At 50.3% G+C, this 25,936-nt stretch carries 28 protein-coding genes; 17 read left to right on the forward strand and 11 right to left on the reverse strand.

Annotation, left to right across the window (positions count from 1 at the left end):
* Positions 1-19 precede the first annotated feature (19 nt).
* Together PJU73_RS05215 and PJU73_RS05220 are read left to right on the forward strand one after the other, a co-directional pair.
* Entirely contained in the window at positions 20-286 is a 267-nt protein-coding gene (locus tag PJU73_RS05215; protein ID WP_237090638.1) for an AbrB/MazE/SpoVT family DNA-binding domain-containing protein, read from the forward strand.
* Positions 286-639 carry a type II toxin-antitoxin system PemK/MazF family toxin gene (locus tag PJU73_RS05220; RefSeq protein ID WP_237090639.1) on the forward strand — a complete coding sequence of 118 codons (354 nt, stop codon included), beginning with the start codon at positions 286-288 and terminating at the stop codon, positions 637-639. Before PJU73_RS05215 ends, PJU73_RS05220 begins: the two co-directional genes overlap by 1 nt.
* A gap of 130 nt (positions 640-769) precedes the next feature.
* Here PJU73_RS05220 and secF read toward each other — a convergent pair whose 3' ends face one another.
* The 3 genes from secF to yajC form a co-directional block, all read right to left on the reverse strand.
* Positions 770-1,705 carry a protein translocase subunit SecF gene (gene secF, locus PJU73_RS05225; RefSeq protein ID WP_237090640.1) on the reverse strand — a complete coding sequence of 312 codons (936 nt, stop codon included), beginning with the start codon at positions 1,703-1,705 and terminating at the stop codon, positions 770-772.
* A 3-nt stretch (positions 1,706-1,708) separates the two neighbouring features.
* The gene (secD, locus tag PJU73_RS05230; protein WP_237090641.1) at positions 1,709-3,565 is read right to left on the reverse strand and encodes a protein translocase subunit SecD; all 1,857 of its coding nucleotides are present in this window, start codon (positions 3,563-3,565) and stop codon (positions 1,709-1,711) included.
* 148 nt (positions 3,566-3,713) lie between these two features.
* Positions 3,714-3,965: a preprotein translocase subunit YajC gene (yajC, locus tag PJU73_RS05235; protein WP_307727534.1), complete on the reverse strand. Its 252-nt coding sequence runs from the start codon at positions 3,963-3,965 to the stop codon at positions 3,714-3,716.
* Between the two features lie 218 nt (positions 3,966-4,183).
* Here yajC and PJU73_RS05240 point away from each other — a divergent pair, with 218 nt between their 5' ends.
* From PJU73_RS05240 to PJU73_RS05255, 4 genes are all read left to right on the forward strand, one after another.
* Entirely contained in the window at positions 4,184-5,248 is a 1,065-nt protein-coding gene (locus PJU73_RS05240) for a histone deacetylase family protein (protein WP_237090643.1), read from the forward strand.
* Between the two features lie 326 nt (positions 5,249-5,574).
* A complete protein-coding gene (locus PJU73_RS05245; protein ID WP_237090644.1) occupies positions 5,575-6,480 on the forward strand; it encodes a DMT family transporter in 906 nt (301 codons plus the stop codon).
* A gap of 361 nt (positions 6,481-6,841) precedes the next feature.
* Positions 6,842-8,434, forward strand: a complete 1,593-nt coding sequence (locus tag PJU73_RS05250; protein WP_237090645.1) for a peptide chain release factor 3 — start codon at positions 6,842-6,844, stop codon at positions 8,432-8,434.
* A 45-nt stretch (positions 8,435-8,479) separates the two neighbouring features.
* Complete coding sequence (locus tag PJU73_RS05255; RefSeq protein ID WP_237090646.1) at positions 8,480-8,620, forward strand: hypothetical protein; 141 nt, start codon at positions 8,480-8,482, stop codon at positions 8,618-8,620.
* On the opposite strand, the gene argH is transcribed toward PJU73_RS05255, so the two are convergent.
* Complete coding sequence (gene argH, locus PJU73_RS05260) at positions 8,614-9,996, reverse strand: argininosuccinate lyase (protein ID WP_237090647.1); 1,383 nt, start codon at positions 9,994-9,996, stop codon at positions 8,614-8,616. The two genes, PJU73_RS05255 and argH, sit on opposite strands and share 7 nt — an antisense overlap.
* A 169-nt stretch (positions 9,997-10,165) precedes the next feature.
* Positions 10,166-11,014 carry a YicC/YloC family endoribonuclease gene (locus tag PJU73_RS05265; protein ID WP_237090664.1) on the reverse strand — a complete coding sequence of 283 codons (849 nt, stop codon included), beginning with the start codon at positions 11,012-11,014 and terminating at the stop codon, positions 10,166-10,168.
* A gap of 276 nt (positions 11,015-11,290) precedes the next feature.
* Here PJU73_RS05265 and PJU73_RS05270 point away from each other — a divergent pair, with 276 nt between their 5' ends.
* From PJU73_RS05270 to PJU73_RS05285, 4 genes are read left to right on the forward strand one after another with little or no spacing between them, the layout of a single operon-like run.
* Positions 11,291-11,539, forward strand: a complete 249-nt coding sequence (locus PJU73_RS05270; protein WP_237090648.1) for a pentapeptide repeat-containing protein — start codon at positions 11,291-11,293, stop codon at positions 11,537-11,539.
* Positions 11,540-11,576: 37 nt separating this feature from the next.
* A complete protein-coding gene (gene rph, locus PJU73_RS05275; protein ID WP_237090649.1) occupies positions 11,577-12,314 on the forward strand; it encodes a ribonuclease PH in 738 nt (245 codons plus the stop codon).
* Positions 12,314-12,994: a nicotinamide riboside transporter PnuC gene (pnuC, locus tag PJU73_RS05280; RefSeq protein ID WP_237090650.1), complete on the forward strand. Its 681-nt coding sequence runs from the start codon at positions 12,314-12,316 to the stop codon at positions 12,992-12,994. The genes rph and pnuC overlap by 1 nt, the downstream gene beginning before the upstream one ends.
* Positions 12,949-13,503: an AAA family ATPase gene (locus PJU73_RS05285; RefSeq protein ID WP_237090651.1), complete on the forward strand. Its 555-nt coding sequence runs from the start codon at positions 12,949-12,951 to the stop codon at positions 13,501-13,503. Before pnuC ends, PJU73_RS05285 begins: the two co-directional genes overlap by 46 nt.
* 165 nt (positions 13,504-13,668) lie before the next feature.
* On the opposite strand, the gene PJU73_RS05290 is transcribed toward PJU73_RS05285, so the two are convergent.
* The gene (locus tag PJU73_RS05290; protein WP_443094070.1) at positions 13,669-14,631 is read right to left on the reverse strand and encodes an IS110 family RNA-guided transposase; all 963 of its coding nucleotides are present in this window, start codon (positions 14,629-14,631) and stop codon (positions 13,669-13,671) included.
* Between the two features lie 304 nt (positions 14,632-14,935).
* Between PJU73_RS05290 and PJU73_RS05295 the strand changes: the two genes are divergently transcribed.
* A complete protein-coding gene (locus tag PJU73_RS05295) occupies positions 14,936-15,808 on the forward strand; it encodes a LysR family transcriptional regulator (protein ID WP_237091534.1) in 873 nt (290 codons plus the stop codon).
* Positions 15,809-15,884: 76 nt separating this feature from the next.
* Here the strand turns inward: PJU73_RS05295 and PJU73_RS05300 are convergent, their stop codons facing one another.
* On the reverse strand, positions 15,885-17,426 hold the full coding sequence (locus tag PJU73_RS05300) for an RNA-directed DNA polymerase (protein WP_237091533.1): 1,542 nt from the start codon (positions 17,424-17,426) through the stop codon (positions 15,885-15,887).
* Positions 17,407-18,696 carry an ATP-binding protein gene (locus PJU73_RS05305; RefSeq protein ID WP_237091532.1) on the reverse strand — a complete coding sequence of 430 codons (1,290 nt, stop codon included), beginning with the start codon at positions 18,694-18,696 and terminating at the stop codon, positions 17,407-17,409. Before PJU73_RS05305 ends, PJU73_RS05300 begins: the two co-directional genes overlap by 20 nt.
* A gap of 294 nt (positions 18,697-18,990) precedes the next feature.
* Here PJU73_RS05305 and PJU73_RS05310 point away from each other — a divergent pair, with 294 nt between their 5' ends.
* The 4 genes from PJU73_RS05310 (at position 18,991) to PJU73_RS05325 (ending at position 22,541) form a co-directional block, all read left to right on the forward strand.
* Positions 18,991-20,208, forward strand: a complete 1,218-nt coding sequence (locus tag PJU73_RS05310; RefSeq protein WP_237091531.1) for an aspartate kinase — start codon at positions 18,991-18,993, stop codon at positions 20,206-20,208.
* Between the two features lie 68 nt (positions 20,209-20,276).
* Positions 20,277-20,990, forward strand: a complete 714-nt coding sequence (locus PJU73_RS05315) for a phosphoglycolate phosphatase (RefSeq protein ID WP_237091530.1) — start codon at positions 20,277-20,279, stop codon at positions 20,988-20,990.
* Positions 20,991-21,084: 94 nt separating this feature from the next.
* A complete protein-coding gene (gene recX, locus PJU73_RS05320) occupies positions 21,085-21,552 on the forward strand; it encodes a recombination regulator RecX (protein WP_237091539.1) in 468 nt (155 codons plus the stop codon).
* Between the two features lie 245 nt (positions 21,553-21,797).
* On the forward strand, positions 21,798-22,541 hold the full coding sequence (locus tag PJU73_RS05325; RefSeq protein WP_237091529.1) for a pseudouridine synthase: 744 nt from the start codon (positions 21,798-21,800) through the stop codon (positions 22,539-22,541).
* A 66-nt stretch (positions 22,542-22,607) separates the two neighbouring features.
* Here PJU73_RS05325 and PJU73_RS05330 read toward each other — a convergent pair whose 3' ends face one another.
* Complete coding sequence (locus PJU73_RS05330; protein WP_237091528.1) at positions 22,608-24,065, reverse strand: TrkH family potassium uptake protein; 1,458 nt, start codon at positions 24,063-24,065, stop codon at positions 22,608-22,610.
* 352 nt (positions 24,066-24,417) lie between these two features.
* Between PJU73_RS05330 and PJU73_RS05335 the strand changes: the two genes are divergently transcribed.
* Both PJU73_RS05335 and ykgO read left to right on the forward strand, forming a co-directional pair.
* A complete protein-coding gene (locus PJU73_RS05335) occupies positions 24,418-24,693 on the forward strand; it encodes a type B 50S ribosomal protein L31 (protein WP_237091527.1) in 276 nt (91 codons plus the stop codon).
* Positions 24,693-24,818, forward strand: coding sequence for a type B 50S ribosomal protein L36 (gene ykgO / locus PJU73_RS05340; protein ID WP_237091526.1), 126 nt, complete (start codon positions 24,693-24,695; stop codon positions 24,816-24,818). The genes PJU73_RS05335 and ykgO overlap by 1 nt, the downstream gene beginning before the upstream one ends.
* A gap of 111 nt (positions 24,819-24,929) precedes the next feature.
* On the opposite strand, the gene PJU73_RS05345 is transcribed toward ykgO, so the two are convergent.
* Positions 24,930-25,361 carry a cyclophilin-like fold protein gene (locus PJU73_RS05345; protein WP_237091525.1) on the reverse strand — a complete coding sequence of 144 codons (432 nt, stop codon included), beginning with the start codon at positions 25,359-25,361 and terminating at the stop codon, positions 24,930-24,932.
* Between the two features lie 9 nt (positions 25,362-25,370).
* Complete coding sequence (locus PJU73_RS05350; RefSeq protein ID WP_237091524.1) at positions 25,371-25,928, reverse strand: sugar O-acetyltransferase; 558 nt, start codon at positions 25,926-25,928, stop codon at positions 25,371-25,373.
* Positions 25,929-25,936: the final 8 nt, after the last annotated feature.

Here is a 25,936-nt window from a genome sequence, read left to right on the forward strand (position 1 = left end):
GATACATGGAGTGTATCCTATGCGAATTGAAATCAAAAAATGGGGTAACAGCAAAGCAATCCGCCTACCCAAATCTCTAACCGATTCTTTACCCATGAACCTTGGTGATTATGTTGAGTTTGAGCAAATTGATGATTGTTCCGTCAAACTCAGCATTATTCCGAAAGAAACACACCGCAAACCACGTTTATCCCTTTCCGAACGAATCAACATGACCGATTTGGAACAACTGCAACCCGACCCTGCTTGGGAAAATATGCCGCCTGCCGGAAAAGAGAGTTGGTAATGAGTACCCGTATTTTTGACCGTGGCGACATTATCCGAATCAATCTGAATCCCACCGTCGGTAAGGAAATTCAAGGCAACTACCGCCCTGCTTTGGTGTTAAGCAGCAAAGTATTTCACCGCTTGGGCTTTGCAATGGTTGCGCCAATTACCCAAGGAAACGCCGACCTTGCACGCAATAACGGATTTGCCGTATCGCTACTCGGTACACCTTGTGAAACCCAAGGCATTGTATTGGGTCATCAGGTACGGATTGTTGATTTTAGAGAACGTTCGGCACAAAAAATTGAAACCGCTCCCACTTATATTGTCGAAGAAGTGCAAGATATAGTGGACTCGATTTTGCACGACTGAGCAGCCGACATTCCATATCGTTTTTTCTTTCCGACAGTAGAAACCCGATTTTCAGACGGCCTCAATATGATTATTCCCAAAACAAAAAGGACACAGCCTCAAAAGCTGTGTCCTTTTTGTTTTGTTCAAACTATACCACCACTTCTTCTTTTTTCTTCGGCGGTTTGGAAATGTTTTCCCGATTCAGGCCGAACATTAAGAGCAGCGGGCTGGCAACCAATACCGACGAGTAAATGCCGAATACGATGCCGATGGTCAGTGCCATAGAGAAGCCGTGCAGCGCTGCGCCGCCGAAAATCAGCATGGACAATACCATTGCTTCGGTCGAGCCGTGGGTGATGATGGTACGGCTCATGGTCGATGTAATGGCGTTGTCGATAACCTGCGGTACGCTGTGGCCGCGCATCGATGGTTTGCGGAAGTTTTCCCGGATGCGGTCGAACACCACCACCGATTCGTTTACCGAATAGCCCAATACCGCCAAAATGCCCGCCAATACGGTCAGCGAAAATTCCCATTGGAAGAAGGCGAAGCAACCGAGAATAATCACAATGTCGTGCATATTGGCGATGATGGCGGATACGGCGAAACGCCATTCAAAGCGCATGGAAAGGTAGATGATGATGCCGGCAACCACCACGCCCAAGGCGAGCAGGCCGTTGGTTACCAATTCTTCGCCGACCTGCGGGCCGATAAATTCGACTTGGCGCAGGGTTACGTCAGGCTGCTGCTGTTTCAAGAGATCCATCACCTGATTCGACAGCTGCGCCGAGCTGATGCCTTCTTTATTCGGCAAGCGGATCATGATGTGTTTGTTGGAACCCAGTGCCTGAACCTGCACATCGCCGATCTTCAGCGTGTCCAGTTTTTCACGGGTTTTATTGACATCCGTCCCCTGTTGGTACTGCACCTCCATCACCGTACCGCCGGTGAATTCTACCGAGAAATTCAGGCCTTTGGTAACGAGGAAAAAGACGGCGGCGATAAAGGTAACCAACGAAATAAAAGTCGTCAGTTTGCCGTAGCTCATAAACGGAATATCCCGTTTGATTCTGAATAATTCCATGTTTTACTCCTTATCCGCCGCAGCGGTTTCGGCTTTCGGCCGCCATACCGCACCGATGGAAATGTTTTGCAGCTTGCGGCGGCGGCCGTACCACAGGTTCACCAATGCACGGGACACGACAACCGATGAATACATCGAAGTCAAAATACCCAAGCAATGCACCACGGCAAAGCCCCGCACCGGGCCTGAACCAAACACCAGCAAGGCGATACCGGCAATCAGCGAAGTCAGGTTGGAATCGACAATCGTTGCCCATGCGTGTTGGTAACCGAGGTTGATCGCCTGTTGCGGCGGCACACCGGCACGCAATTCTTCACGGATACGCTCGTTAATCAATACGTTGGAGTCGATGGCCATACCCAGCGTCAGCGCCAGCGCCGCAATGCCCGGCAAGGTCATGGTCGCCTGCAACGCCGACAGAATCGCCACCAGAAACAGAATATTGGTGGTCAGGGCGATAGTAGAAAACAGACCGATCAGGCGGTAGTAAACCACCATAAACAGCGCCACTACGACAAAACCCCACAGCGTGGAATGAAAGCCTTTTTCGATGTTTTCTTTACCCAAAGACGGGCCGATGGTGCGTTCTTCGACAATATTCATCGGCGCTGCCAGCGAACCGGCACGCAGCAGCAGTGCCGTATCTCTGGCTTCCGCCTGATTCATGCTGCCGGAAATCTGCACCCGTCCGCCGGTAATGGCACTGCGGATTACCGGAGCGGTAACCACTTCGGATTTTCCTTGATCAATCAATACCATGGCCATGCGTTTGCCGACATTTTGGGTGGTCAGTTCGCCGAAAATGCTGCCGCCGGCACTGTCCAGATTAATATCGACCGCCGGTGCGCCTTTGTCGTCAAAACCCGGTTGGGCATCGTTGATGTTGTCGCCGGTCAGCTCGACCTGTTTATTCACCAACGTGGCGCTGCGGTGTTCGCCGGCACTGTACAGCAATTCGTAACCGCTCGGCACATTGCCGTTCAAAGCCGCTTCGACTTTGCTCGGATCGTCTTCCACCATGCGCACTTCCAACGTAGCGGTGCGACCGATGATGTCTTTGGCCTTGGCGGTATCCTGTACGCCCGGAAGCTGAACCACAATGCGGTCTGCACCCGACTGCTGAATCACCGGCTCGGCAACGCCCAATTCATTGACACGGTTGTGCAGCGTGGAAATATTCTGTTTCACGGCATCGGTACGTACTTTGTTTACGGCATCTTCCGACAGCGTCAGCACAATATGGCTACCCTCGCCGTTAATCGTGGCTTCGGGGAAATGTTTGCGCAACACCGGCAAGGCTTTGCCGACATCGGCTTCGTCTAAAAACGGCACATTCAAAGCGTTGTCGGTTTGGCGGATGGCACCGATACGGATTTTCTGGCGGCGCAACTCCCGACGGATGTCGCCCGCATAGCGTTCAAACGTTTTCTGCATTGCCGCTTTCATGTCCACCTGCATGGTGAAATGCACACCGCCGCGCAAGTCCAAGCCCAAAAACATCGGGTTGGCTTTAATGCGGGTCATCCATTCCGGACTGTCCGCCAGCAGGTTTAAGGCGGTAATGTAGCCTTCACCCAAAGTGTTTTCAATCACATCACGGGCTTTGAGCTGGGTTTCAGTATCTTTAAAGCGGACTTTCAGCGAATTGTCGGCGATAAACATGCCGTCGGTTGCGATGTGTGCCGACTGCAGGGCGGATGCCACTTTGTTCTGCGTCTGCTCGTTGATGGTAATCGACTGGCGGTTGGTCGAAACCTGCACCGCCGGCGTTTCACCGAAAAGGTTGGGTAGGGAATACACCACCGCCAGCACAATCGTCAGTGCAATCAGCAGGTATTTCCATAAGGGATAACGGTTCATAATCTTTTTCCGTTTCAGATTCAGTCAAACAGTCGGCATACCCGATTTTCAGACGGCCTCAAACTGTGCGGCACGCCGTATCTGACTTTAACCAAGACAAACAGCCGCACTCTTGCAGACAGAGGCGGCTTATTTCCCGCTTGCGGGCTTATTCCACTTTGCTGGCGATGGCGTTGCGTTCTACTTCTACACGCACGTTGTTGCCGATTTCAACGGTGAAAAACTGTTCGCCGACTTGGGTGATTTTGCCTTTGAAACCCGCAGCCAACAACACCTTGTCGCCCGCTTTCAAATCTGCCAGCATGGCTTGGTGCGCTTTGAATTTCTTTTGTTGGGGACGCATAATCAGGAAGTAAAACACCAGCAAAATCAAAACCAGCGGTGCAAATTGGGTCAGCATATTCTGTTCCATCGTTTTTCCATTCTTTCAAGTAGTAAATTTCAGAAAATCGGGCTGCGCCGGAAATATTGCAGCAATTTCCGGTTGGTTCAGCCCAAAAATTAGGTTATTCTAAAGGTCGGGCGGAAATTTTCCAAGTATTTCCGCATTTATTAACCATAATTAGCAGTCAGGCCGTCTGAAAACGGCACTTCAGAGCCGCCTCCGTGTTCCCGTTCATGAAGAAAACCATTCAGCGTTTACGCACTTTCCTGCGCCGCCTTTTCGGCCGGCACGCCCGCATGGCTTGGGTTTCGCACCCCATTTTCATGCAGCACAGCCCCGGCAAAGACCACCCCGATTCGCCGCAGCGGATTGCCGCCATTCAGACGGCGCTGAAAGAACAGAAAATCTGGCCGTATCTGCAAAACATCGAAGCAGTCGAAGTTCAAGACAAACAGTTGGCGCTGGTACACCCCCGCAATTATCTGAGCCGACTCGAAGCCAACCAGCCGCAGGAAGGCAAAATCTACCGCATTGACGATGATACGGTGATGAGCCACCAATCGCTTTCGGCGGCACGTTTTGCCGCCGGAGCCGTGGTGCAGGCGGTGAATCTGGTGATTGCCAAAAAAGCCCACCACGCCTTTTGCGCCGTGCGTCCGCCCGGCCACCATGCCCACAGCAGCAAATCGGGCGGCTTTTGTCTGATCAACAACATCGCCGTCGGTGCCATGCACGCCATCGCCGAATACCGTCTGAAACGGGTTGCCGTGGTCGATTTCGATGTCCACCACGGCGACGGCACCACCGAGATTTTCAAAGACGACCCCCGTATCCTGTTTCTCAACACTTTTGAAACCGATTTGTTCCCGTTTCCCGAAGGCAATATCGAGCGGGGAACCAATCCGAACATGCTGCACACGCCGCTGCTGCGCGGCACCGGAAGCCGCCGTTTCCGCAAAATCATCCGCACCCAATGGCTGCCGGCGCTCAAACGCTTCCAGCCCGAACTGGTTTTGATTTCCGCTGGTTTCGATGCCCACCGCCAAGACGAAACAGGCCGTCTGAATCTGCATGAAGCCGATTATGCGTGGCTGACGCACAAAATTATTCAGGCTGCTTCGGAATGCAGCGGTAAAATCGTTTCGGTATTGGAAGGCGGCTACACGCTCGAACCCTTGGCAAAATCCGCCGCCGCCCATATCGGCGTATTGGCGGGTCTGCCCAAAGCACAATATGCCACAGCCTACGACCAATATCTCAACGCTTCGCGCAAACGGTTTCCCAAACTGTTCCGCTAAACAGCAGCATCAGGCCGTCTGAAAATAGGCCGTCTGAAAATCCGAATACGAAAAATATAGGGCAACATAAAAAAAATCCAAAGCCATTTATAATATTAATGAATATATAGTGAATATACTGAATAATTCATACGTTTTTTAAACAGGGCGTAGGTTGGGTCTAGACCCAACACAATTGGAAACACCTTGAAACATAAGATTTTGTTGGGTTACGCTCGTACCTCGCTAACCACAACCTACGCCTGCTTTTGTATAGAAAATTCGGTGTTTCACCTATAGTGAAATAACCCTATAAACGATAAAAATTTCTACACAAGGAGAACAACATGAACAGGCAAACCCTCGGTATGCTGCAGATTATTGCCGCTGCCGTCTGCTGGGGCGCACTCGGCTTTTTCGGCACGATGTTAAACCGTGCCGGTTTCGACGGCATTCAGATTGCCATGCTCAGAATCTTGATTGCCGCCCTGATTCTGCTGGCGGCGTTTCCCTATTTCCGGCCGCTGCTGCGTTCCATCAACCGCCGACAAGTGCCGGTATTGGTGGCGCAATCCTTAATCGGCGTATTGGGCATGAGCCTGCTTTATTTTATTGCCATCACCCGTGTCGGCTCGGCGCTGGCGGTCGCCCTGCTCTACACATCGCCCGCATGGAGTCTGCTGTTCAGCCGCATTTTGCTGGGCGAAGCCATCACCCCCAAAGCCGCCCTGCTCACAGCGGTGGCCGTCAGCGGCGTGGCGCTGACGATGAGCGGCGGTATCCGTTTGGATTTATTGGGCATTATCATCGGCTTGGGTTCGGGCATCTGCTACGCTTTATACGGCGTACTCGGTAAAGCCGCCATGAGCGGCGTGCAGCCGATGGCGGTCTTGTTTACTTCGATTGTGGTTTCGGGCTTGGTGCTGCTGCCCTTCCCCGCCACACATCAGACATTCCGACAACTGGCCGCCGCCGAACCGCATATCTGGCTGACCGCCGTTTCCCTGTCCTTTATCGGCACACTATCCGCTTTCACCCTGTTTATCAAAGGCTTGGAAAAAATGCCTGCCGCCCGTGCCGCTGTGTTTACCGTGATTGAGCCGTTTACCGCCGTCCTGCTTGCCGCCACGCTGCTGGGCGAACAGTTGAGCCTGCCGCAATATCTCGGCGTACTGCTGATTATCGCAGCAGCAGCTTTGAATGCGGGCGGGCGGCGTAAACCGAGTGTTGCCGCCCAAGGCAAGGCCGTCTGAAAACGAACACGGTGAATTTCTGCGGGGCTATAGTGGATTCACTTTAAAAGTAGTACAAGGCGGCGAGCCGAAGACAGTACAGGTAGTACGACAAGGCGAGCCAACGCTGTAATACTTTTAAAGTGGATTCACGATAGTGGAATAAGCCCAAAACAATACAAGGCGAGCCGAAGACCGGACACATAGTACGGCACGCTGTCGTGCTTTGAGCTTATTTCACGATAAAATCCACCCCGCCCGTTTTCAGACGGCCTTATCTTGCCGAACATTGAATTTTCAAGCATTTTTTTGTACAATGCCTGCCCTGCCGCCGCCTTTTTCAGACGGCAATACCACATTTATTTTCAGATAAGAACCACTTATGTCAAACATTCCTGAACAAGTGCGCCAGCGCCGCACGTTCGCCATTATTTCCCACCCCGATGCCGGTAAAACCACGCTCACCGAAAAACTGCTGCTGTTTTCAGGTGCGATTCAGAGCGCCGGTACGGTCAAAGGCAAAAAAACCGGCAAATTCGCCACCTCCGACTGGATGGAAATCGAGAAACAGCGGGGCATTTCCGTGGCCTCGTCCGTCATGCAGTTCGAATACCAAGACCACACCGTCAATCTTCTGGACACCCCCGGCCACCAAGACTTTTCCGAAGACACCTATCGGGTATTAACCGCCGTGGACAGCGCCCTGATGGTGATTGACGCTGCCAAAGGCGTGGAAGCGCAAACCATCAAACTCTTAAACGTCTGCCGCCTGCGCAACACGCCGATTGTTACCTTTATGAACAAATACGACCGTGAAGTGCGCGACTCGCTGGAACTCTTGGATGAAGTGGAAAATATTTTAAAAATCCGCTGTGCGCCTGTTACCTGGCCGATCGGCATGGGCAAAAACTTCAAAGGCGTGTACCACATTCTCAATGATGAAATCTACCTCTTTGAAGCGGGCGGCGAACGTCTGCCGCACGAGTTCGACATCATCAAAGGCATAGACAATCCCGAACTGGAACAGCGTTTTCCATTGGAAATCCAACAGTTGCGTGATGAAATCGAATTGGTGCAGGCCGCTTCCAACGAATTTGATTTAGACGAATTTCTGGCGGGCGAACTCACGCCGGTGTTTTTCGGCTCGGCCATCAACAACTTCGGCATTCAGGAAATCCTCAACTCCCTGATCGACTGGGCGCCTGCACCCAAAGGGCGGGACGCAACCGTGCGTACGGTTGAGCCGACCGAAGAAAAATTCTCCGGCTTCGTGTTCAAAATCCAAGCCAATATGGACCCGAAACACCGCGACCGCATCGCCTTTCTGCGGGTTTGCTCCGGCAAATTCGAGCGGGGCATGAAAATGAAACACCTGCGAATCAATCGGGACATCGCCGCCTCCAGCGTGGTAACGTTTATGTCGCACGATCGGGAACTGGTCGAAGAAGCCTACGCCGGCGACATCATCGGCATTCCGAACCACGGTAATATCCAAATCGGCGACAGCTTTTCCGAAGGCGAACAACTCGCATTTACCGGCATTCCGTTTTTCGCACCGGAACTTTTCCGCAGCGTCCGCATTAAAAACCCGCTGAAAATCAAACAACTGCAAAAAGGCCTGCAGCAACTCGGCGAAGAAGGCGCAGTGCAGGTGTTCAAACCGCACAGCGGTGCCGATTTGATTTTGGGCGCAGTCGGCGTATTGCAGTTTGAAGTCGTTACCGCACGACTGGCGGCGGAATACGGCGTAGAAGCCGTGTTCGACAACGCATCGATTTGGTCGGCACGCTGGGTTTCGTGCGACGACAAGAAAAAACTGGCGGAATTTGAAAAAGCCAATGCCGGTAACCTCGCCATCGATGCCGGCGGCAACCTCGCCTACCTCGCCCCCAACCGTGTCAATTTAGGGCTGACCCAAGAACGCTGGCCGGACATCGTGTTCCACGAAACCCGCGAACACGCCGCCCATCTGTAAATCTTGGGGTGAATAGTCCGCCGTAAAATAAAAAGCCATAAACTGATGTTTCGTTTATGGCTTTTTTTAGTTTCAGGCCGTCTGAAAACGAGCAAAGCGAGTTTCTGCGCAGCTAAAATCCGCTTTCCCGATTTTCAGACGGCCTGTATTATCAAACGCAAACGGCGTTCGGTGATTTTTTACTGAGCCAGCAACGCTTTCCAGCGTGCTACTTGCTTCAGCACTTGTTCCGGCGCTGTGCCGCCTAAGTGGTTGCGGGCGTTGAGGCTGCCTTCGGGGGTGAGTACTTCATACACATCTTCGGCAACCAAGCTGCTGAAGCCCTGCAATACGTCGAGCGGCAAATCACTCAAGTCCACGCCGTGTTGCTCGGCATGGCGTACGGCTTGGGCGACAACTTCGTGCGAATCTCTGAACGGTATGCCTTTTTTCACCAGATAATCTGCCAAATCGGTGGCGGTGGCAAAACCCTGCATCACGGCGGCACGCATGTTTTCCGGTTTCACGGTTACGCCCCGCATCATGTCGGCATAAATCCGCAGCGTGTCAATCAGCGTATCCACGGTGTCAAACAGCGGTTCTTTGTCTTCCTGATTGTCTTTGTTGTACGCCAGCGGCTGCGATTTCATCAGCAGCAACAAGCCGCTCAGATGGCCGATAACCCGGCCTGCTTTGCCCCGCACCAGTTCCGGCACGTCGGGGTTTTTCTTCTGCGGCATGATGGACGAGCCGGTGCAGAAGCGGTCGGCAATATCGATAAAGCCGAATCGGGGCGACATCCACAAAATCAATTCTTCGCTCAAGCGGCTTAAATGAATCATCAGCAAACCGGCAGCAGCGGTAAATTCGATGGCGAAATCACGGTCGGACACGGCATCGAGCGAGTTTTGGCAGATTTGTTCAAAACCGAGCAACTCGGCGGTGATTTCACGCTGAATCGGGTAAGTTGTTCCCGCCAGCGCCGCTGCGCCCAAAGGCATACGGTTTACCCGCTTGCGACAGTCTGCCATACGCTCGAAGTCCCGTCCGAGCATTTCGACATAGGCCAGCATGTGATGGCCGAAGCTCACCGGCTGCGCCACTTGCAGATGGGTGAAGCCGGGCATGACCACGGCGGCGTTTTTCTCTGCCAGCTCGACCAGCGCCGATTGCAGGTTTTGAATCAGGTTTTGAATATCGCTGATTTGGTCGCGCAGCCACAGGCGGATATCGGTAGCGACTTGGTCGTTGCGGCTGCGGCCGGTGTGCAGGCGTTTGCCGGCATCGCCGATTTTGTCGGTCAGGCGGCGTTCGATGTTCATGTGGACATCTTCCAAATCCAGCGACCATTCGATTTTGCCCGCTTCGATTTCGGCAAGGATTTCCGTCATGCCTTGGCGGATTGCCGCCAAATCTTCGCTGCTCAACACGCCCGCCTGCGTCAGCATTTGGGCGTGTGCCAGCGAGCCTTGGATATCCCATTTTGCCAGCCGTTGGTCGAAATCGATCGATCCGGTATATTTTTTAACCAATTCGGACACCGGCTCGTTAAAGCGGCCCGACCATGTTTTGTCTTGACTCATATTTGTCCTTTAATGATTGGATATTCATTGCCGATACCGTCTGAAAACCGTAGGTTTCGCCAAAACGAGTGCAGCGAGTTTCTGCGAAGCTAAAACTGCTTTTCAGACGGCCTTTAAAATGCAGAACCTGCCGCCCCGAAGTGCCGCAGGTTGCCTGCCTGCGCCGTATTTATTCGATGTTTTGCACCTGTTCCCGCATTTGTTCGATTAACACTTTCAGTTCCACCGAAGCCTGCGTGCATTCGGCGGCAATCGCTTTGCTGCCCAAAGTATTGGCTTCACGGTTTAATTCCTGCATTAAAAAGTCCAAACGCTTGCCGATGCCGCCTTTGCCTTCGCCGACAATGCGGCGCACTTCGGCAATATGGGTTTTCAGACGGCTGAACTCTTCATCGACATCGGCTTTTTGGATAAACAGGGCAAATTCCTGCTGCAAACGCTCGTTGTCGATATTGCCGACCGCTTCTTTCAGACGGCTGCGGACTTTTTCCATATGCGTTTCCAACAGTTGCGGGAAACGGCCGCTCAAACCGTCCACGATTTCGGTCATCGCCTCCAGACGCTGCAGCAAATGCTGGCCCAGTTTTTTGCCTTCCCGCAGGCGGGCGGCATCAAAATCTTTCAAAGTGCGTGCCAGCAAATCTTTGACCGCAGCCGCCAGCGTTTCCGTACTTTCGCTTTTTCCCGCCAACACACCCGGAAAGTGCAGCACTTCGGCCACGCTCAATTTCGCCAAACCGTATTGCTTGCGCCACTGTTTGTTCAACTGCGCCAGCTGCGCCACCAAATCCTGATTCACGCTCTGCTCGGCGGCGGCAATATCCTGCACCTGAATCCGGCATTCCAACTTGCCCCGTGCCACCGCAGCGGCAATCAGTTCCCGCAATTCACCTTCGAGAAAACGCAGCTCTTCGGGCATTCTGAACTGCACGTCCAAATAACGGTGATTAACCGCCCGCAGTTCCAGATTAATCCGTTTCTGCACGGTTTCTGCGGCTTGATTGGCAAAACCCGTCATGCTGCGGACGTTGCCGGCAACGGGCTTTTTAGCGGCGGGCTGTTTCACCGCTTTTTCAGACGGCTTCGCCGCCGTTTTGCGGACGGCGGTTTTTGCCGCAGGTTTTCTTGCAGCGGTTTTCACCGGCTGCTCAACCGCCGCTTCGGCGGTTGGCTCGACTGCAGCAGTTTTTCGGGTAGCCATATTTCTACACTCCGTGTGGGACTCAATAATGTGTTAAATATAACACAAAATGCCCGCCAAAACCCGCCCCAAACGCCGCCGGAAACGGATTTTTTGCCGGACGGTTTATCATGCCGTCTGAAAATGAGTGAAACGAATTTCTGCGAAGCTAAAACGAGCAAAGCGAGTTTCTGCGAAGCTAAAACGAACAAAGCGAGTTTCTGCGAAGCTAAAACGAACAAAGCGAATTTCTGCGAAGCTAAAACGAGCAAAGCAAGTTTCAGCGAAGCTAAAACGAGCAAAGCGGATTTCTGCCGCCAAGCAAAACGCTTTTCAGACGGCCTGCCGCTGTTTAGGCTATAATTACCGCCATTCGATTGATTTTCCCAAAGGAACACCCATGTCCCAACGCACCGCCCGCTCCGCCGACAGCCTGCGCCCGATCAGCATTACTGCGGATTTTCTGCCGCACGCCGACGGCTCGGCGCTGATTTGTTTCGGCAACACCAAAGTCATCTGCACCGCTTCGATTGATGAAAACGTGCCGCCGTTTCTGCGGGGCAAAGGTCAGGGCTGGGTTACGGCGGAATACGGTATGCTGCCCGCCTCCACTGCATCCCGCATGAAACGTGAAGCCGCAGCGGGCAAACAGTCCGGCCGCACGCAGGAAATCCAGCGTTTAATCGGCCGCTCGCTGCGTGCCGTGGTCGATATGGAAAAACTGGGCGAACGCCAGATTCTGATTGACTGCGATGTGATTCAGGCGGACGGCGGCACCCGCACCGCTTCGATTACCGGCGCATTTGTCGCCCTGCAAATGGCGGTGGACAAGCTGTTTTCAGACGGCCTCATCAGCGAAAACCCGATTCGGGAAGCCGTGGCCGCCGTATCGGTGGGCGTGGTCGGCGGCGAAGCGCTGCTGGATTTGGATTATCCCGAAGATTCCGGCTGCGACAGCGATGTCAATATTGTGATGACCGCCTCGGGAAAAATCATTGAAATCCAAGGCACGGCGGAAGGTGCGCCGTTCAGCGTCGAAGAATTGGGCAAACTGATTGCGTTGGGACAAAAAGGCATTGCCGAATTGGTGCAGCACCAGCAGGCGGCGCTGTCCGCCCGCTTACCGAGCGTTCGATAATGGCTTGGCTCGACACGCTGTTTGCCCAATATCAAGGCGTTTCCGCCTCGCTGATTGTATTGGAACTGGTCGCCGTGATTTTCGGCATGGCCAGCGTGGTTTTGGTCGGCAAAGGCCGCCTCGCCGCCTTTCCCGTCGGTATCGTCAGCACCGCCGGTTTTGTCTGGCTGCTGTGGGTGTACGGCCTTTACGGCGATATGCTGATTAACGCCTATTACACTGTGTTGAGCATTTACGGCTGGACGCAGTGGTCGCAGCAGCAGGCGCAGCAGTCGGCGTTTTCTGTGTCGCCGTTTACCCGCAAAGACGCTAAAATCTGCGCCGGATTGAGCCTGTTCAGCCTGCTGTTTGTCGGCGCAGTGTATTGGTTCAAACCTTATCTGCAAAACGGTTTCAGCTTCAGCGGCGTGGAATTGGGCTGGGCGCAGTTTGTGTGGACGGACTACACCGACATCTTCACCACCGCCCTGTTTCTGGTCGCCATGTGGCTGATGGCGGAACGCAAAATCGAACATTGGCTGGTGTGGATTGTTGCCGATGCCGTATCCGTCCCCCTTTATTACCACAAAGGCCTGCTGTTCAGCGCCTTGCAGTATTTCGTTTTCACCCTGATTGCCCTACGCGGATACCGCCAATGGAAAACCTACTTGCACAATCAGGCGGCAACGCCGTCCGCATAGCCGTAGTCGGCCCCGAATCCACCGGCAAAACCACCCTCTGCCAAGCCCTCGCCCGCCATTTCGACAGCCAATGGGTGCCGGAATACATGCGCCGCTACTGCCAGCAAAAATGGGACGAACAGCGCCAAAGCTGCGGCTGGGACGACATTTTACCCATCGCCCTCGGTCAAATCGCAGAAGAAAACCGGCTGGCGCAACAAACCGATAATTTTCTGTTTTGCGACACCTGCATGATTGAACTGGCGGTATATTCCCAACTCTACCACGGCAAATGCCTGCCCGAAATCCAAGCCGCTGCCCTCAACCACCGCTACGGCATGATTTTCCTCACCGATATTGATGTGCCGTGGGTCGCCGACGACCTGCGGGACAAACCCAACGAGCGGGAACACGTTTTCCAATGTTTCCAAACCTTTCTCGACAACCACCGCATTCCCTACACTTTGCTGCAAGGCAACCACCGGCAACGCATGAACACCGCCCTCGCCGCCCTGCAACAGTTATCGTGAAACAACAAGGCCGTCTGAAAACTCAAATATAGTGGATTAACTGAATAATCCATACAATTTAATCCGATACTTGTAGCAACTGTATTTTTCACCCCGTCGGGCAAAAATACAAAAACGGTTAGTCTGAAGGCCGGTCTGAACAAAACCGGCAATACTTCAACATGATCAAACAGCACTCACTGCCGCCAAACGATCCCGCATCATCGCATTCAGAATCGTCAGCAGCTTACGCATACAGGCCGTTACCGCCACTTTGTACGGCTTACCCCGCAAACGCAGACGTTGGTAGAAGTCCTTAATCCTCGGTTCGTAGTGTGCCGCCACCATCGCCGCCATATACAGCGTTTTGCGTACAGCACTGCGCCCGCCGAAACAGCGGCTTTTAAACTTCATTGTGCCGCTTTCTTTCACATAAGGGGCGACACCTACCAAACCGGCAATCTGTTTATGCGATACTCTGCCCAATTCCGGCAACATCGCACATAAGGTCGCCGCAGTGGTCGGACCGATACCTTTGATGCTTTGCAGCAGACTGCTTTTGTCGCCAAAATGAGTGTCGTTATGTTCTTCGATCTGTTTGTCCAAAGCAGCAATCAGTATGTCGAAATGTGCGATCAGTGCTTCAACACTTTGAATCTGTGTTTCATGTACCTGCTGCAAACGGTTTTTTTCGGCACTGCGCATTTCAACCAGTTGAGTGCGGCGGCTGATTAAGGCTTCGAGGATTTCTTCTGCCTCACTCGGCGGCGTATAGAGCTGCCGTTCCCAATCGGGCTTTTGTGTGATTACCTGTGCGTAAAACGCCAACATTTTGGCATCGGCCGCATCGGTTTTGGTGAGTGATTGCGACTGTGCGAATTGGTGCGTCTGACGGGGATTGGCAATGATGACTTTGAATCCTGCCCGGTGCAGTGCTTTGGCCAATGGGATTTCCAGTCCGCCGGTGCTTTCCATCACAACCAGTGAGACCTGATGTTTTTTCAGGTATTCGATGGTGTGGAGAAAGCCTTTTTGGTTGTTGGTCTCGGTTTTGGTCTTTTTGGAAGACGTGATGCCGATAACGAAGTTTCGTTTGGCAATGTCGATACCGTCGTAGTTTTGGGCACTCATCATAAACCTGTCTTGCATTCGGTTGTGTTGTCGGGCAACTGTCCGGTTGTGTTGATGGGTTGCCCGGCTTCCCTAAGCTACACAGCGGTTGTTGAACCTTGGGTGCGCACGGGTGGCGGCCGGGCGGGTGTTGCTTGTTATGATACTGGAAGTTGGATATACAAGGGTGTAGGGTTCAAATAAGGGGGCATATTTCGGATTCATTTCATTTACCTCACATTGTTTTTTTGATGGTGTGTAGTATATTTCATTCCAAAAATTTGATTAACTAGCCATAATTCCACTTATTATGGAAAATAATTCCATAATTAAGGTGAAAAAAATGCAGGACAAATTTGCAGGTATTGAAGAATTTTTGGCGACCGTAGAAACGGGCAGTTTTAGCGGGGCGGGCGAAAAGCTGGCAATGACAGGCTCGGCTGTGGGCAAAAGTATTACCCGTTTAGAAGAACGGCTCGGCACGCAACTTTTTCACCGATCTACCCGCAAGCTGACCCTGCCCCGTGAAGGCGAAGTGTGGCTGGCGAGTTGTCGGCGGATGATGGACGAAATGGAACAGGTGCAAAGCCTGCTGTGCAATGAACAGCAAGAACCCGTTGGCGAAGTGCGGATTGATTTGCCCAACATTTACGGGCGGATTCATCTGTTGCCCAAACTGCTCAAACTGGCAAACCAGCACCCGAAATTACGGCTGAATGTGAGTTTTGAAGAACGCAAAACCGATTTGATCGCCGAACAGATTGACCTGAGCGTCCGCTTTGGCTTGCTTGGCGATTTGAGCGACATCATAGCCCGCCAAATCGGGCAAAATCAAAACCGCATCTGTGCCGCCCCCGCTTATCTCAACCGCCACGGCACGCCTCAAACGCCCACACAACTGAGCCAGCATAGCTGCATCAGTGGCAACCAAACCCACTGGCTGTTACACAACGAAAAAGGCGAATCCACGCCCTTTGCCGTGAACGTGCGACACCAAATGAACGACGGCGACGCTCGTCTACAATCCGCCCTGACAGGCTTAGGGCTGGTGCAACTCCCCGACTGGCTGGTAGAGCCCTACATCCAACAAGACTTGCTTGTCCCCGTACTCACCGACTACGAACCTGATTCAGAGCCGATTTATGTCCTGTGGCAGAAAAAACAGCATTTACAACCGAAAATCAAGGCGGTGGTGGAGGTTTTGAGTGGGGAGTGAAAGAGCGGGGGAGTTTTTTGAGAGTTTTTGGGAAGGGGAATGCCGTGTGAAATGATTTTCAGACGGCATTGATGATTTATTGATAAGTAAAAAGATCAATTTCTTCATTAGAAATAATATTATCTAATTCGTTAAATTCATCTTTTAGAAAAATATCAGTGTTTTCTATAATACTCTTAATCCTTTGAGATTTTATCCACTCATTATTCCATAATTCAGGTTTTTGATTTGAAACAAACAAGCACATTTTTTCTGAGAATTTAAACCTATCCACATCCGATTTCAACATACGCTGTAGCCAAATTTCAGCAAATCCAGAGTTAGGCATTTTAATTAACTTGTTGTAAACCAATTCTGATAATTCATTATCTTTAGATTCTTGTAATAACTTACTGATAATTGAACAGCAAACAGGTAGTGTTTTAGGATTATTGTAGGCGATATCTGCAGCAATGCTAATTAGTTGTTTTGTTGAGTGAATTTTTCTATTTTTCTTTATTAATCTTTCTATCTTCTTATCTAGTTTGTTTAGTTCAGTAGTTACGCTGCCCGAATTTGGGAAATTTATACTATGTTGTCTAATCAACAAAAGCTGTTTTTGCAAATTTCTATGATAACCCCCAAAAGATAACCAAAGCATCTTATCCTTTTTAATTGATTGAGTAATTACATCATTATTTTCTTTTGTTTTACTTGAGTTTAGCTTCAGACCAAAATCAATCATTATTTGGGATAGTAATTTTAAAATATTTTCCCCATCATTTTTGTTATTTACAAAAATCCTGTAATCATCTCTATACCGTAAAATTTTATAATCCGTAATTTCATTATAGTTGTTTTTTAATTCATGAGTTAAGATGCGATCAATATAGCCTAAAACAATTTCAGCAATAAAATCCATTAACACAGAACCCTGCGGAATCCCATTTGTTTGTTGATATTGAGCACTTTGAACCTTTTTATCTATATAATTTCCAAGAAGACTATCCGAATGATTTGTTTTAGCAACGCACTTAGATTCAACCGCCCAAGCGATTGAATGAGTATAAATAGAGCCGTAACAATCTGCTATATCTGTATCAAACACATAATTATACTCTAAAGATAATGCAATAGATTTTTGTTCTACATTTTCCCACCAATGCAAGATTTGTTGTGCTTTATCTTTTTTCTTATTTTTAGAACATACAGGAATACTTAAGCATTCAATTTTTTTATTTTGTTGAAATTTAGAAAATCTTGCTTTTAATTTTTCCCAATTATCTTCTTCTGTAATTTTATGAACCAAATCAACATAAACCAAAGGATGTATAATCTGTAAAGGTCGCCAAGACAATCTTCCATCTTTATTGGCATAAATAAAGTAATTTACATTATCAAGTTTTCCTATGGCATTTATGTCATTTTTGGAAACTGAAATATTTGATAAATTTTTATTCTGCATAGCTTTAGATAATTTCTCTAATAATTTGGAAAACGAAAAATATTGTGGTAAATCTATATTGCAATAACTTTCGTGTTTTAAGAAAAAAGATCTTGCCTCATCACAATCTAGGTCTAAAATATTAGTTTTACACATATTGTTACCTACCTTACTATTATTTAAATCTACACCCATACAACGGCACATTCACCAGCCAGTCTTGCTCTCTAAAATCCGCCATTGAAAAGCGGATGGCTTGTTCGGGTTGGAACTGTTCCACATAGACTTTCAAACTTTTAGCTTTGAGATTTTCTTCGGCTTTGACTTCAATCGGAATAACCGATTGTTTGCGCTGTAGCACAAAATCCACTTCCGCCGTGCCTTTTTCCGTCGCCCAGTAGAAAACGGGGTTTTCTTGGTTGGTAATCAGCTGTTGCAGGACATATTGCTCGGTTAAAGCCCCTTTAAATTCACTGAAAATACGGCTGCCGTCTAACAGTACACTGGCATCCAAATGGCTTTGCGCTCCAAGCAATCCCACGTCCAAACTGTATAATTTGAAAGCGTTATCTTGATAGGCGGAAAGGGGCAAATGGGGCTTTTTAATGCGTGGCACGCTATGCGCCAAACCGCTGTCTTTCAGCCATTGCAGGGCGATTTCGTAGTCTTTGCTTCTCGCCCCTTTTTGCAGTTGTGAATAAATGAATTTCTTATTTTCTTTGGCAAGCTGTTCGGGAATAGATGCCCAGATTGAGCGGACTTTTTGCACCGTCTGCCCATCGCCGATATGCTTAGAAAAATCCTGTTCATACGCCATCAGTAGATTACGTTGCACTTGGCGAACCGCATCAAAATTCTGCATATCAATGAAAGTCTGCACGGCCTCAGGCATTCCGCCGACAAAATAATACTGGCGCAACAAATCAATATAGGTCGTTTTCATCGCGCTAATCAACGCCCAGTCTTGCATTTCAAGCAGTTGTACCAAATCCTGTTTGCCGAGTGCGGTTAAAAATTCGTGAAAATCCATCGGATACATCGGCAAAAAATCCACTTTACCCACAGGAAAAGAAACCTGATGATGTAGCGAAATACCCAGTAGCGACCCCGCCGACACGATATAAAACTGCGGTGCATTTTCGTAAAAGTATTTGAGCGACGATAGCGCCTGTGGCACTTCTTGCACTTCATCAAAAATAATCAGCGTATTTTCTGCTTGAATATTCACACCGCTTTCAATTTTCAAGCCAAGGATCAGGCGGTTGATGTCGTAATCGCCCGAAAATAGCGTCCGCATTCGGGAATTGTTATCAAAATTGATATAGGCGACCTGCTCAAATGCTTGCTCGCCAAAATGTTTCATCGCCCATGTTTTTCCTACCTGTCTTGCCCCTTGGATAATCAAGGGTTTGCGGTTAGGCTTTTGTTTCCATTTGGCTAAGGATTGAATGATTTTTCGTTGCATAAAGATACTTTTTCTAAGGAAATTTGGGTGTATTATCACATTTTTTCAAAGGAAAAAGTAGAATAAAGTACATTTTTTCAAAGGAATGTTTGTAAGGGAAGAGATAGATATGCCGTCTGAAAACCGATTTTCAGACGGCCTGTTTTGTCGACAATCTGTCTGATTGCAAGTCTCTGCCGATAATTCCGTTTCACGGCTTGAACTTTGTGTAAAAACTGGTAATAATACAGCGAGAATTTTCACCCGAGCAGCCTTGGGCTGCCGTTTGCGAACCTGAAACAGAAAGCACGAAACATGGCATTAATCGTACAAAAATATGGCGGCACCTCGGTCGGTTCCGCCGAACGCATTAAAAATGTCGCCAAACGTGTTGCCAAAGCCCGTGCCGAAGGGCACGATGTCGTGGTAGTGGTTTCCGCCATGAGCGGCGAAACCAACCGCTTGGTAGCGTTGGCGCACGAAATGCAGGAAATCCCCGACCCGCGCGAGCTGGACGTGGTGTTGGCCACCGGCGAACAAGTTACCATCGGCCTTTTGGCAATGGCGTTGAAAAACATCGGCGTACCGGCAAAAAGCTACACCGGCTGGCAAGTGGCGCTGCGTACCGATACCGCCCACACCAAAGCCCGTATCGAAAGCATCGATGATGAAAAAATGCGTGCCGATTTGGCGGAAGGCAAGGTTGTGATTGTTGCCGGTTTCCAAGGCATCAGCAGCGAAGGCAATATTTCCACGCTCGGCCGGGGCGGTTCGGACACTTCCGCCGTGGCGCTGGCAGCGGCGCTGAAAGCCGATGAATGCCAGATTTACACCGATGTGGACGGCGTTTATACCACCGATCCCAGAGTCGTGCCGGAAGCATGCCGTCTGAACACGATTACATTTGAAGAAATGCTGGAACTGGCGAGCTTGGGTTCTAAAGTTTTACAGATCCGCTCCGTTGAATTCGCCGGCAAATATAAAGTACGCCTGCGCGTATTGAGCAGCCTGCAGGAAGGCGGCGACGGCACATTGATTACCTTTGAAGAGGACGACAACATGGAAAAAGCAGCCGTAACCGGCATTGCATTCGATAAAAATCAGGCAAGAATCAACATTCGCGGCGTACCCGACAAACCGGGCGTGGCCTATCAGATTTTAGGCACTGTGGCCGATGCCAATGTCGAAGTGGATATGATTATCCAAAATGTCGGCAACGAAGGCACTACCGACTTCTCGTTTACCGTACCCCGCAGCGATTACAAACAAACGCTGGATTTACTCAACAATCTGAAAGAGAGCATTGGTGCGGCCGACATTGCCGGCGACGACACCGTATGCAAAGTCTCCGTAGTCGGCATGGGTATGCGTTCGCACGTCGGCGTGGCCTCCAAAATCTTCCGCACGCTGGCGGAAGAAGGCATCAATATCCAAATGATTTCCACCTCCGAAATCAAAGTTTCCGTATTGATTGACGAAAAATACATGGAACTGGCCACAAGAGTGCTGCACAAAGCCTTTGATTTAGGCTAAACCACACGGCGGCAGCGGCAACCACCCTGCCGCCGGTTTGTTTGACACACTAAGAGAGAGAAACCATCATGGCCCTGCCCGCTATCGAACACGTTCAGGCTGTCGCATTCGACCTGGACGGCACATTATGCGATTCCGTACCTGATTTGGCCGCCGCCGCCAACTCCATGCGTCTCTATTTGGGCATGGATGAATTACCGCAGCAAACCGTAGAAAGCTATGTCGGCGACGGCATCGCCAAACTGGTGCACCGGGTCATCACCAACGATCGGGAACGAGAAGCCGATCCGAAAATCTGGGAAAAAGGCTTTATCTACTATATGCACTATTATCGGGCGCATTTGAGCGACCTCACCCGCCCTTACCCCGAAACCGAAGCCGGCCTCGCCCTGCTCAAATCCCTTGGCATTCCGCTGGTCGTCATCACCAACAAAACCGAAATTCTCGCCGTCGAGCTGCTCAAACAGCTCAAACTGGCAGACTACTTCAGCCTGATACTCGGCGGCGACAGCCTCAGCGAAAAAAAACCCAACCCCCTCCCCCTGCGCCACGCCGCAGAAGTATTGGGCATCGCCCCCGAAAACATGCTGATGGTCGGCGACTCCCGCAACGACATCCTCGCCGCCAAAGCCGCCGGTTGCCTCAGCGTCGGCGTAACCTTCGGCTACGGCGACATGCCCCTGCTCTCGCAAGACCCCGCCACCAAACCCGACTGGCTGATCGGTGCGCTACCCGAAATCTACGAACACCTGCAACCGCAAAAACCGCAGGAAAACAATTAAACCGGAACTATAGCGGTTGGGTTGGTTTTATTTTTCCCAAAACCAACCCAACCACTGCGGTATATTATTTTCAGACGGCCAAATAACCACCCCCATGAACCGCCACACCCCCAAACCCACCAAATCCCTGCGCGCCAGAGCCATGGACATACTCTCCCGCCAAGAAATCAGCCGCAGCGGTCTCAAAAAAAAACTCGCCCCCTACGCTGAAAACGAAGCCGAATTAGAAGCCGTATTAAACGAATTTGCCGAACAAGGCTGGCAATCCAACAGCCGCTATGCCGAAGCCTATATCCACAGCAAATCCGCCCGCCACGGCAAAAACCGCCTCAAACAAGCCCTTGCCCAACAAGGCATAGACCCCGACATCAGCCGCCACCTCCTGCCCGACAGAGAAACCGAACGGCGAAACGCCGTCAATGTCTTGCAGAAAAAATTCAAACACCCCGCCCAAGACCTCAAAGAAAAACAAAAACAAATCCGCTTCCTCGCCTACCGGGGCTTCGATATGAACACCATACAGGCCGCCCTCAAATGCGATTGGGACGAAGATTTTTTCTGATTTCCGTTTTTTAACCTAAACCAACAAAACTAGGCCGTCTGAAAATGAGTGTAACGGGTTATGCTCAGCTAAAATAGGGTTTTCAGACGGCCTCAAATGTTCAATTTCTGCCTGTTTCCAATATCTGTTCCTTGCTATAGTGGAATAACCCAAAGCAATACAAGGAGGCAAGCCGGAGACAGTACAGATGTAGTGCTTTGAGCTTATTTCGCTATATAATCGCCATACTTTAAGAAAGAGCCACTATGACAATATATGAACAGGAAACCATGCGTCTGTCCAAGCGTATGGCGCAATTAGGATTATGCTCACGCCGGGAAGCCGACAGTTATATCGAACAGGGCTGGGTGAAGGTGAACGGGAAAACGGCGGTATTGGGCGAAAAAGTGTGTTTGAGCGACCGCATCGATCTCAACCGTCAGGCGCATGAGCAGCAGGCACGGCGGGTAACGGTTTTATTAAACAAGCCGGTTGGTTATGTCAGTGCGCAGGCGGAAAAGGGGTATCGGGCCGCTGCGGATTTGATTACGGCGGAAAATCATTGGGAAGGCGACGACAGCCGCATTGTTTTTGACGAAAAACACAAATTCGGCCTTGCGCCTGCGGGGCGCTTGGATATTGATTCGGTGGGGTTGCTGGTTTTGACGCAAGACGGCCGTATTGCCAAGCAGCTGATTGGGGAAAACAGTAATAGTGAAAAAGAATATTTGGTGCGGGTGCGGGGCAAACTCGATGAAAAAGGCCTCGCCCTGCTCAATCACGGTTTGAGTTTGGACGGTGAAAAACTGCGTCCTGCCAAGGTGGAATGGCAAAATGAAGACCAGCTTCGTTTTGTTCTGAAACAGGGGAAAAAACGCCAAATCCGCCGTATGTGCGAACTGGTCGGGCTGCGGGTGGTCGGTTTGAAACGCATCCGCATGGGCAAGGTCAAGCTGGGCAAGCTGCCGCCGGGAAAATGGCGTTATTTGCGGGCAAATGAATCGTTTTAAGCGAACAAACCAAATCGAGGCCGTCTGAAATCGGGTTTTCAGACGGCCTCGATTTGGTTTGGCATTTTATTTCCGCCAATATGCGGGGGTAAACAGTATCAAAACGGTAAAAATTTCCAGCCGTCCGAGCAGCATGACCATGACGCACAGCCATTTTTGGATTTCGTTCAGCTCTGAATAATTATTGCTCGGGCCGATTTCGCTCAGGCCGGGGCCGGCGTTGGTAATGCAGGCGGTAACGGCGGTGAAGGCGGAAATAAAGTCCAGCCCAGATGCCATCATCAGAAAGCTGAACAACACGACCACCATAAAATAAATAAAGATAAACGACATCACTGTCAGCGCCATGCGTTCGGGAATGCTACGGTTATTGACCTTAACGGTGCGTACGGCACGGGGGTGCAGCAGAATCATCATTTCGCGCAGGCTGAATTTGAACAATACTAAGGCACGCACGTTTTTAATGCCGCCGCCCATCGAGCCTGAGCTTGCCAACACGTTGGCCAAAAAAAACATCCACAGCGACACCAGCAGCGGCCATTGGGCAAAATCGGCATTGGTAAAACCGCTTGCCAGCCCGACCGATACCAGATTGAAGCCGGTAAAGCGCAACGCATCGGAAAAAGAAGGATAAAAGCCGGTGTACCACAAATAAACGGCGGCGGCGGCTATGCTGCCCAACAGCACCAGCAGCAGCACCCTGCATTCTTCGTCCTGCCAATAGACTTTCAGCGAGCGGTTGGACACGGCGGCAAAATGGCTGGCGAAATTGATTGCGCCGAACAGGGTAAACAATACAATAATCCATTCCACTGCCTGCGAATTGAAATAGGCGATGCTGCCGTCGTGCGTGGAAAATCCGCCCAGCGAAACGGCGGACATGGCGTGGCAAACGGAATCAAACCAGCTCATGCCCGCCCAATGCAGCGACAGACAGGCGGCAATTGTGGTCAGGCTGTATGCCGCCCACAGTTTTTTGGCCACTTGGGAAATTCTCGGTGCCATTTTGCTTTCTTTGTCCAAACCCGGAATTTCGGCCTTAAAGAGCTGCGTGCCGCCGACACCGAGCATGGGCAAAATGGCCACCGCCAACACGATAATCCCCATGCCGCCGAGCCAGTTGAGCATGTGCCGCCAGAAATTGACGGACGGACTGAGCGTATCCAGATTGTCGATAACGGTTGCACCCGTGGTCGTCAGCCCCGACATCGCTTCAAAAAATGCGTCGGTAACGGTCAGATTCGGCAAATGCAGATACAGCGGCATAGCGGCAATCACGGCAAACGACAGCCACAGCAGCATCACCAGCGTAAAGCCGTCTCTTGGCCGCAGTTCCCGCTGAAAACGCTTGGTCAGCAGCCAGACGGTACACGATCCGAAAATCGTTACCAGCGCCGTGCGGGCGAATGCTTCAAACGCACTGTCTGCCAGCAGATACGAAATCAGCGTGGGTATCAGCAGCAAAACGGAAAACAAAATGCCCAGCTTGGACAAAATATGGATAATCGGTATGACTTTATACATACGGTTCTATCATGAATATGGGATTTGGCTTGCGGCTGCAAGTTTATCAGGAATTGCCCGCTGCTGCTTTTGTCTTTTATCGGGGTGTAACACAAAGGTAACAATGTCGTAGAACATTATTTTCACTGCGAAGGCCGTCTGAAAACGGGGATGACGGGTTGCGGCGATACAAAACTCTTATTTAAGGTTTGATACAGCAAAACCTACTCAATCAATTTGGCTCTTTACCCCAGTTTCATTTCAAATAAAAATAAGTTTGTTCAATAAGTTATAAAAATACCGTCGAAAATATTTGCCAATCATCAGGAAAGCTGTATAATGTTATATTATAACATTATAGGTTGAGAGAAACATGAAAAAAGATATCCACCCGCAAAATTACCGCACTGTTTTATTTTACGACAGCGGCGCAGATGAAGGCTGGCTGATTCGCTCATGCGCCGAAACCCACGGCAAAACCATGGTTTGGAAAGACGGCGTAGAATATCCGCTGTTTGCACTCGATACTTCGGCCGCCTCCCATCCGGTTTACACCGGCAAACAGCGCAATGTAAACACCGAAGGACGAGCCAGCAAGTTTAACCAACGTTTCCAATCTATGATGACTTCGTTTAGAAAGGAAAAATAATGCAGGTTTTGTCGTCTTTGAAAAGCGCCAAACAGCGCCATCGGGATTGCCAGATTGTCCGCCGCCGCGGCAAAGTATATGTTATCTGCAAAAGCAATCCGCGCTTTAAAGCCCGCCAGCGTTAAGCTGTAAAGGCGTGCAACAGAATTTACCGTTTAAAGCCTCATCCGGCTTTAATAGTGGCCTTAGCCGCACCTGATGGTGCGGTTTTTTTGTTGCCGTATCTTTTGCGTTAATCATTTCAGCGTAAAACTGACCGTTGCCGATCCTGCACCTAACGCATTTTTAAGTTGCTCGCTTTGGGTGATTTTGCCGATACGGGTGTAGCGGTAAGGCGTGGAAAAACTTTCGTAAAACACCACAAGCGTATCCCCTTGAAACAGCAAAACGTCGCCCACTTCAATCCGCTCGACCGCTTGATCGTTGCGTGGCAAGGTTTGGGGCAAGCTGGCGTATTTTTCATTGCGGTGTAAATCCGTCATCGTTAGCGTGAGCGGTAGTAATTTTCTTAATTCGGCAACGGTTGGGTTATCCACTAACTCGGCTTGAAATTGCTGAGTGCCTATCTGAATGTTCATATTTTCTCCTTGCTTAACGGCGGTTTTGGGTTCTGCTTGGGTGCAAGCGACGAAAACCAAACCGAGTAGTGCGAGAATGAGTTTTTTCATTGTATCGCCTTAAAGCTGTTTGATGATTTTTGCTGGTACGCCCGCCACCACGCAATTCGCCGGTACGTCTTTATTGACGACAGCCCCCGCCGCCACAATCGCATTTTCGCCTACTGTAACACCGGGCAAAATCGTGGCATTTGCTCCAATCCACACATTGCGTTTAAGATGAACTGGTGCAAGCAACACACCATGCCGTTCTACTGGGTCGGACGGGTGATTGACACTGATAATATTGGCACGTGGTCCGATTTGCACGCCGTCTTCAATCACAATCCCGCCCAAATCGGTAAACATTACGCCCACATTGATAAATATGTTTTTACCAAGCTGAATATGGCGACCAAAATCGCTGTAAAGCGGTGTGTTAAATACTACGCTGTCGTCCACGCTTTCGCCGATAATTTCGCTCAGCAAAGCTCGGCGTGCTTGTGGCTCGTGATAACCTTGATTTAAACGGGCAAGCCGTTCGCTGTTTTCAGCCACGATGTGATGAATTTCATCAAAAAGCGGACTGTTCCGAGAAATAAACCCCTGTTTTGCAGGTTGAGATAAAGCGTATTTCATTATTTTTT

The sequence above is a fragment of the Neisseria lisongii genome (assembly GCF_028463985.1).
Classification (GTDB): Bacteria; Pseudomonadota; Gammaproteobacteria; order Burkholderiales; family Neisseriaceae; genus Neisseria; species Neisseria lisongii.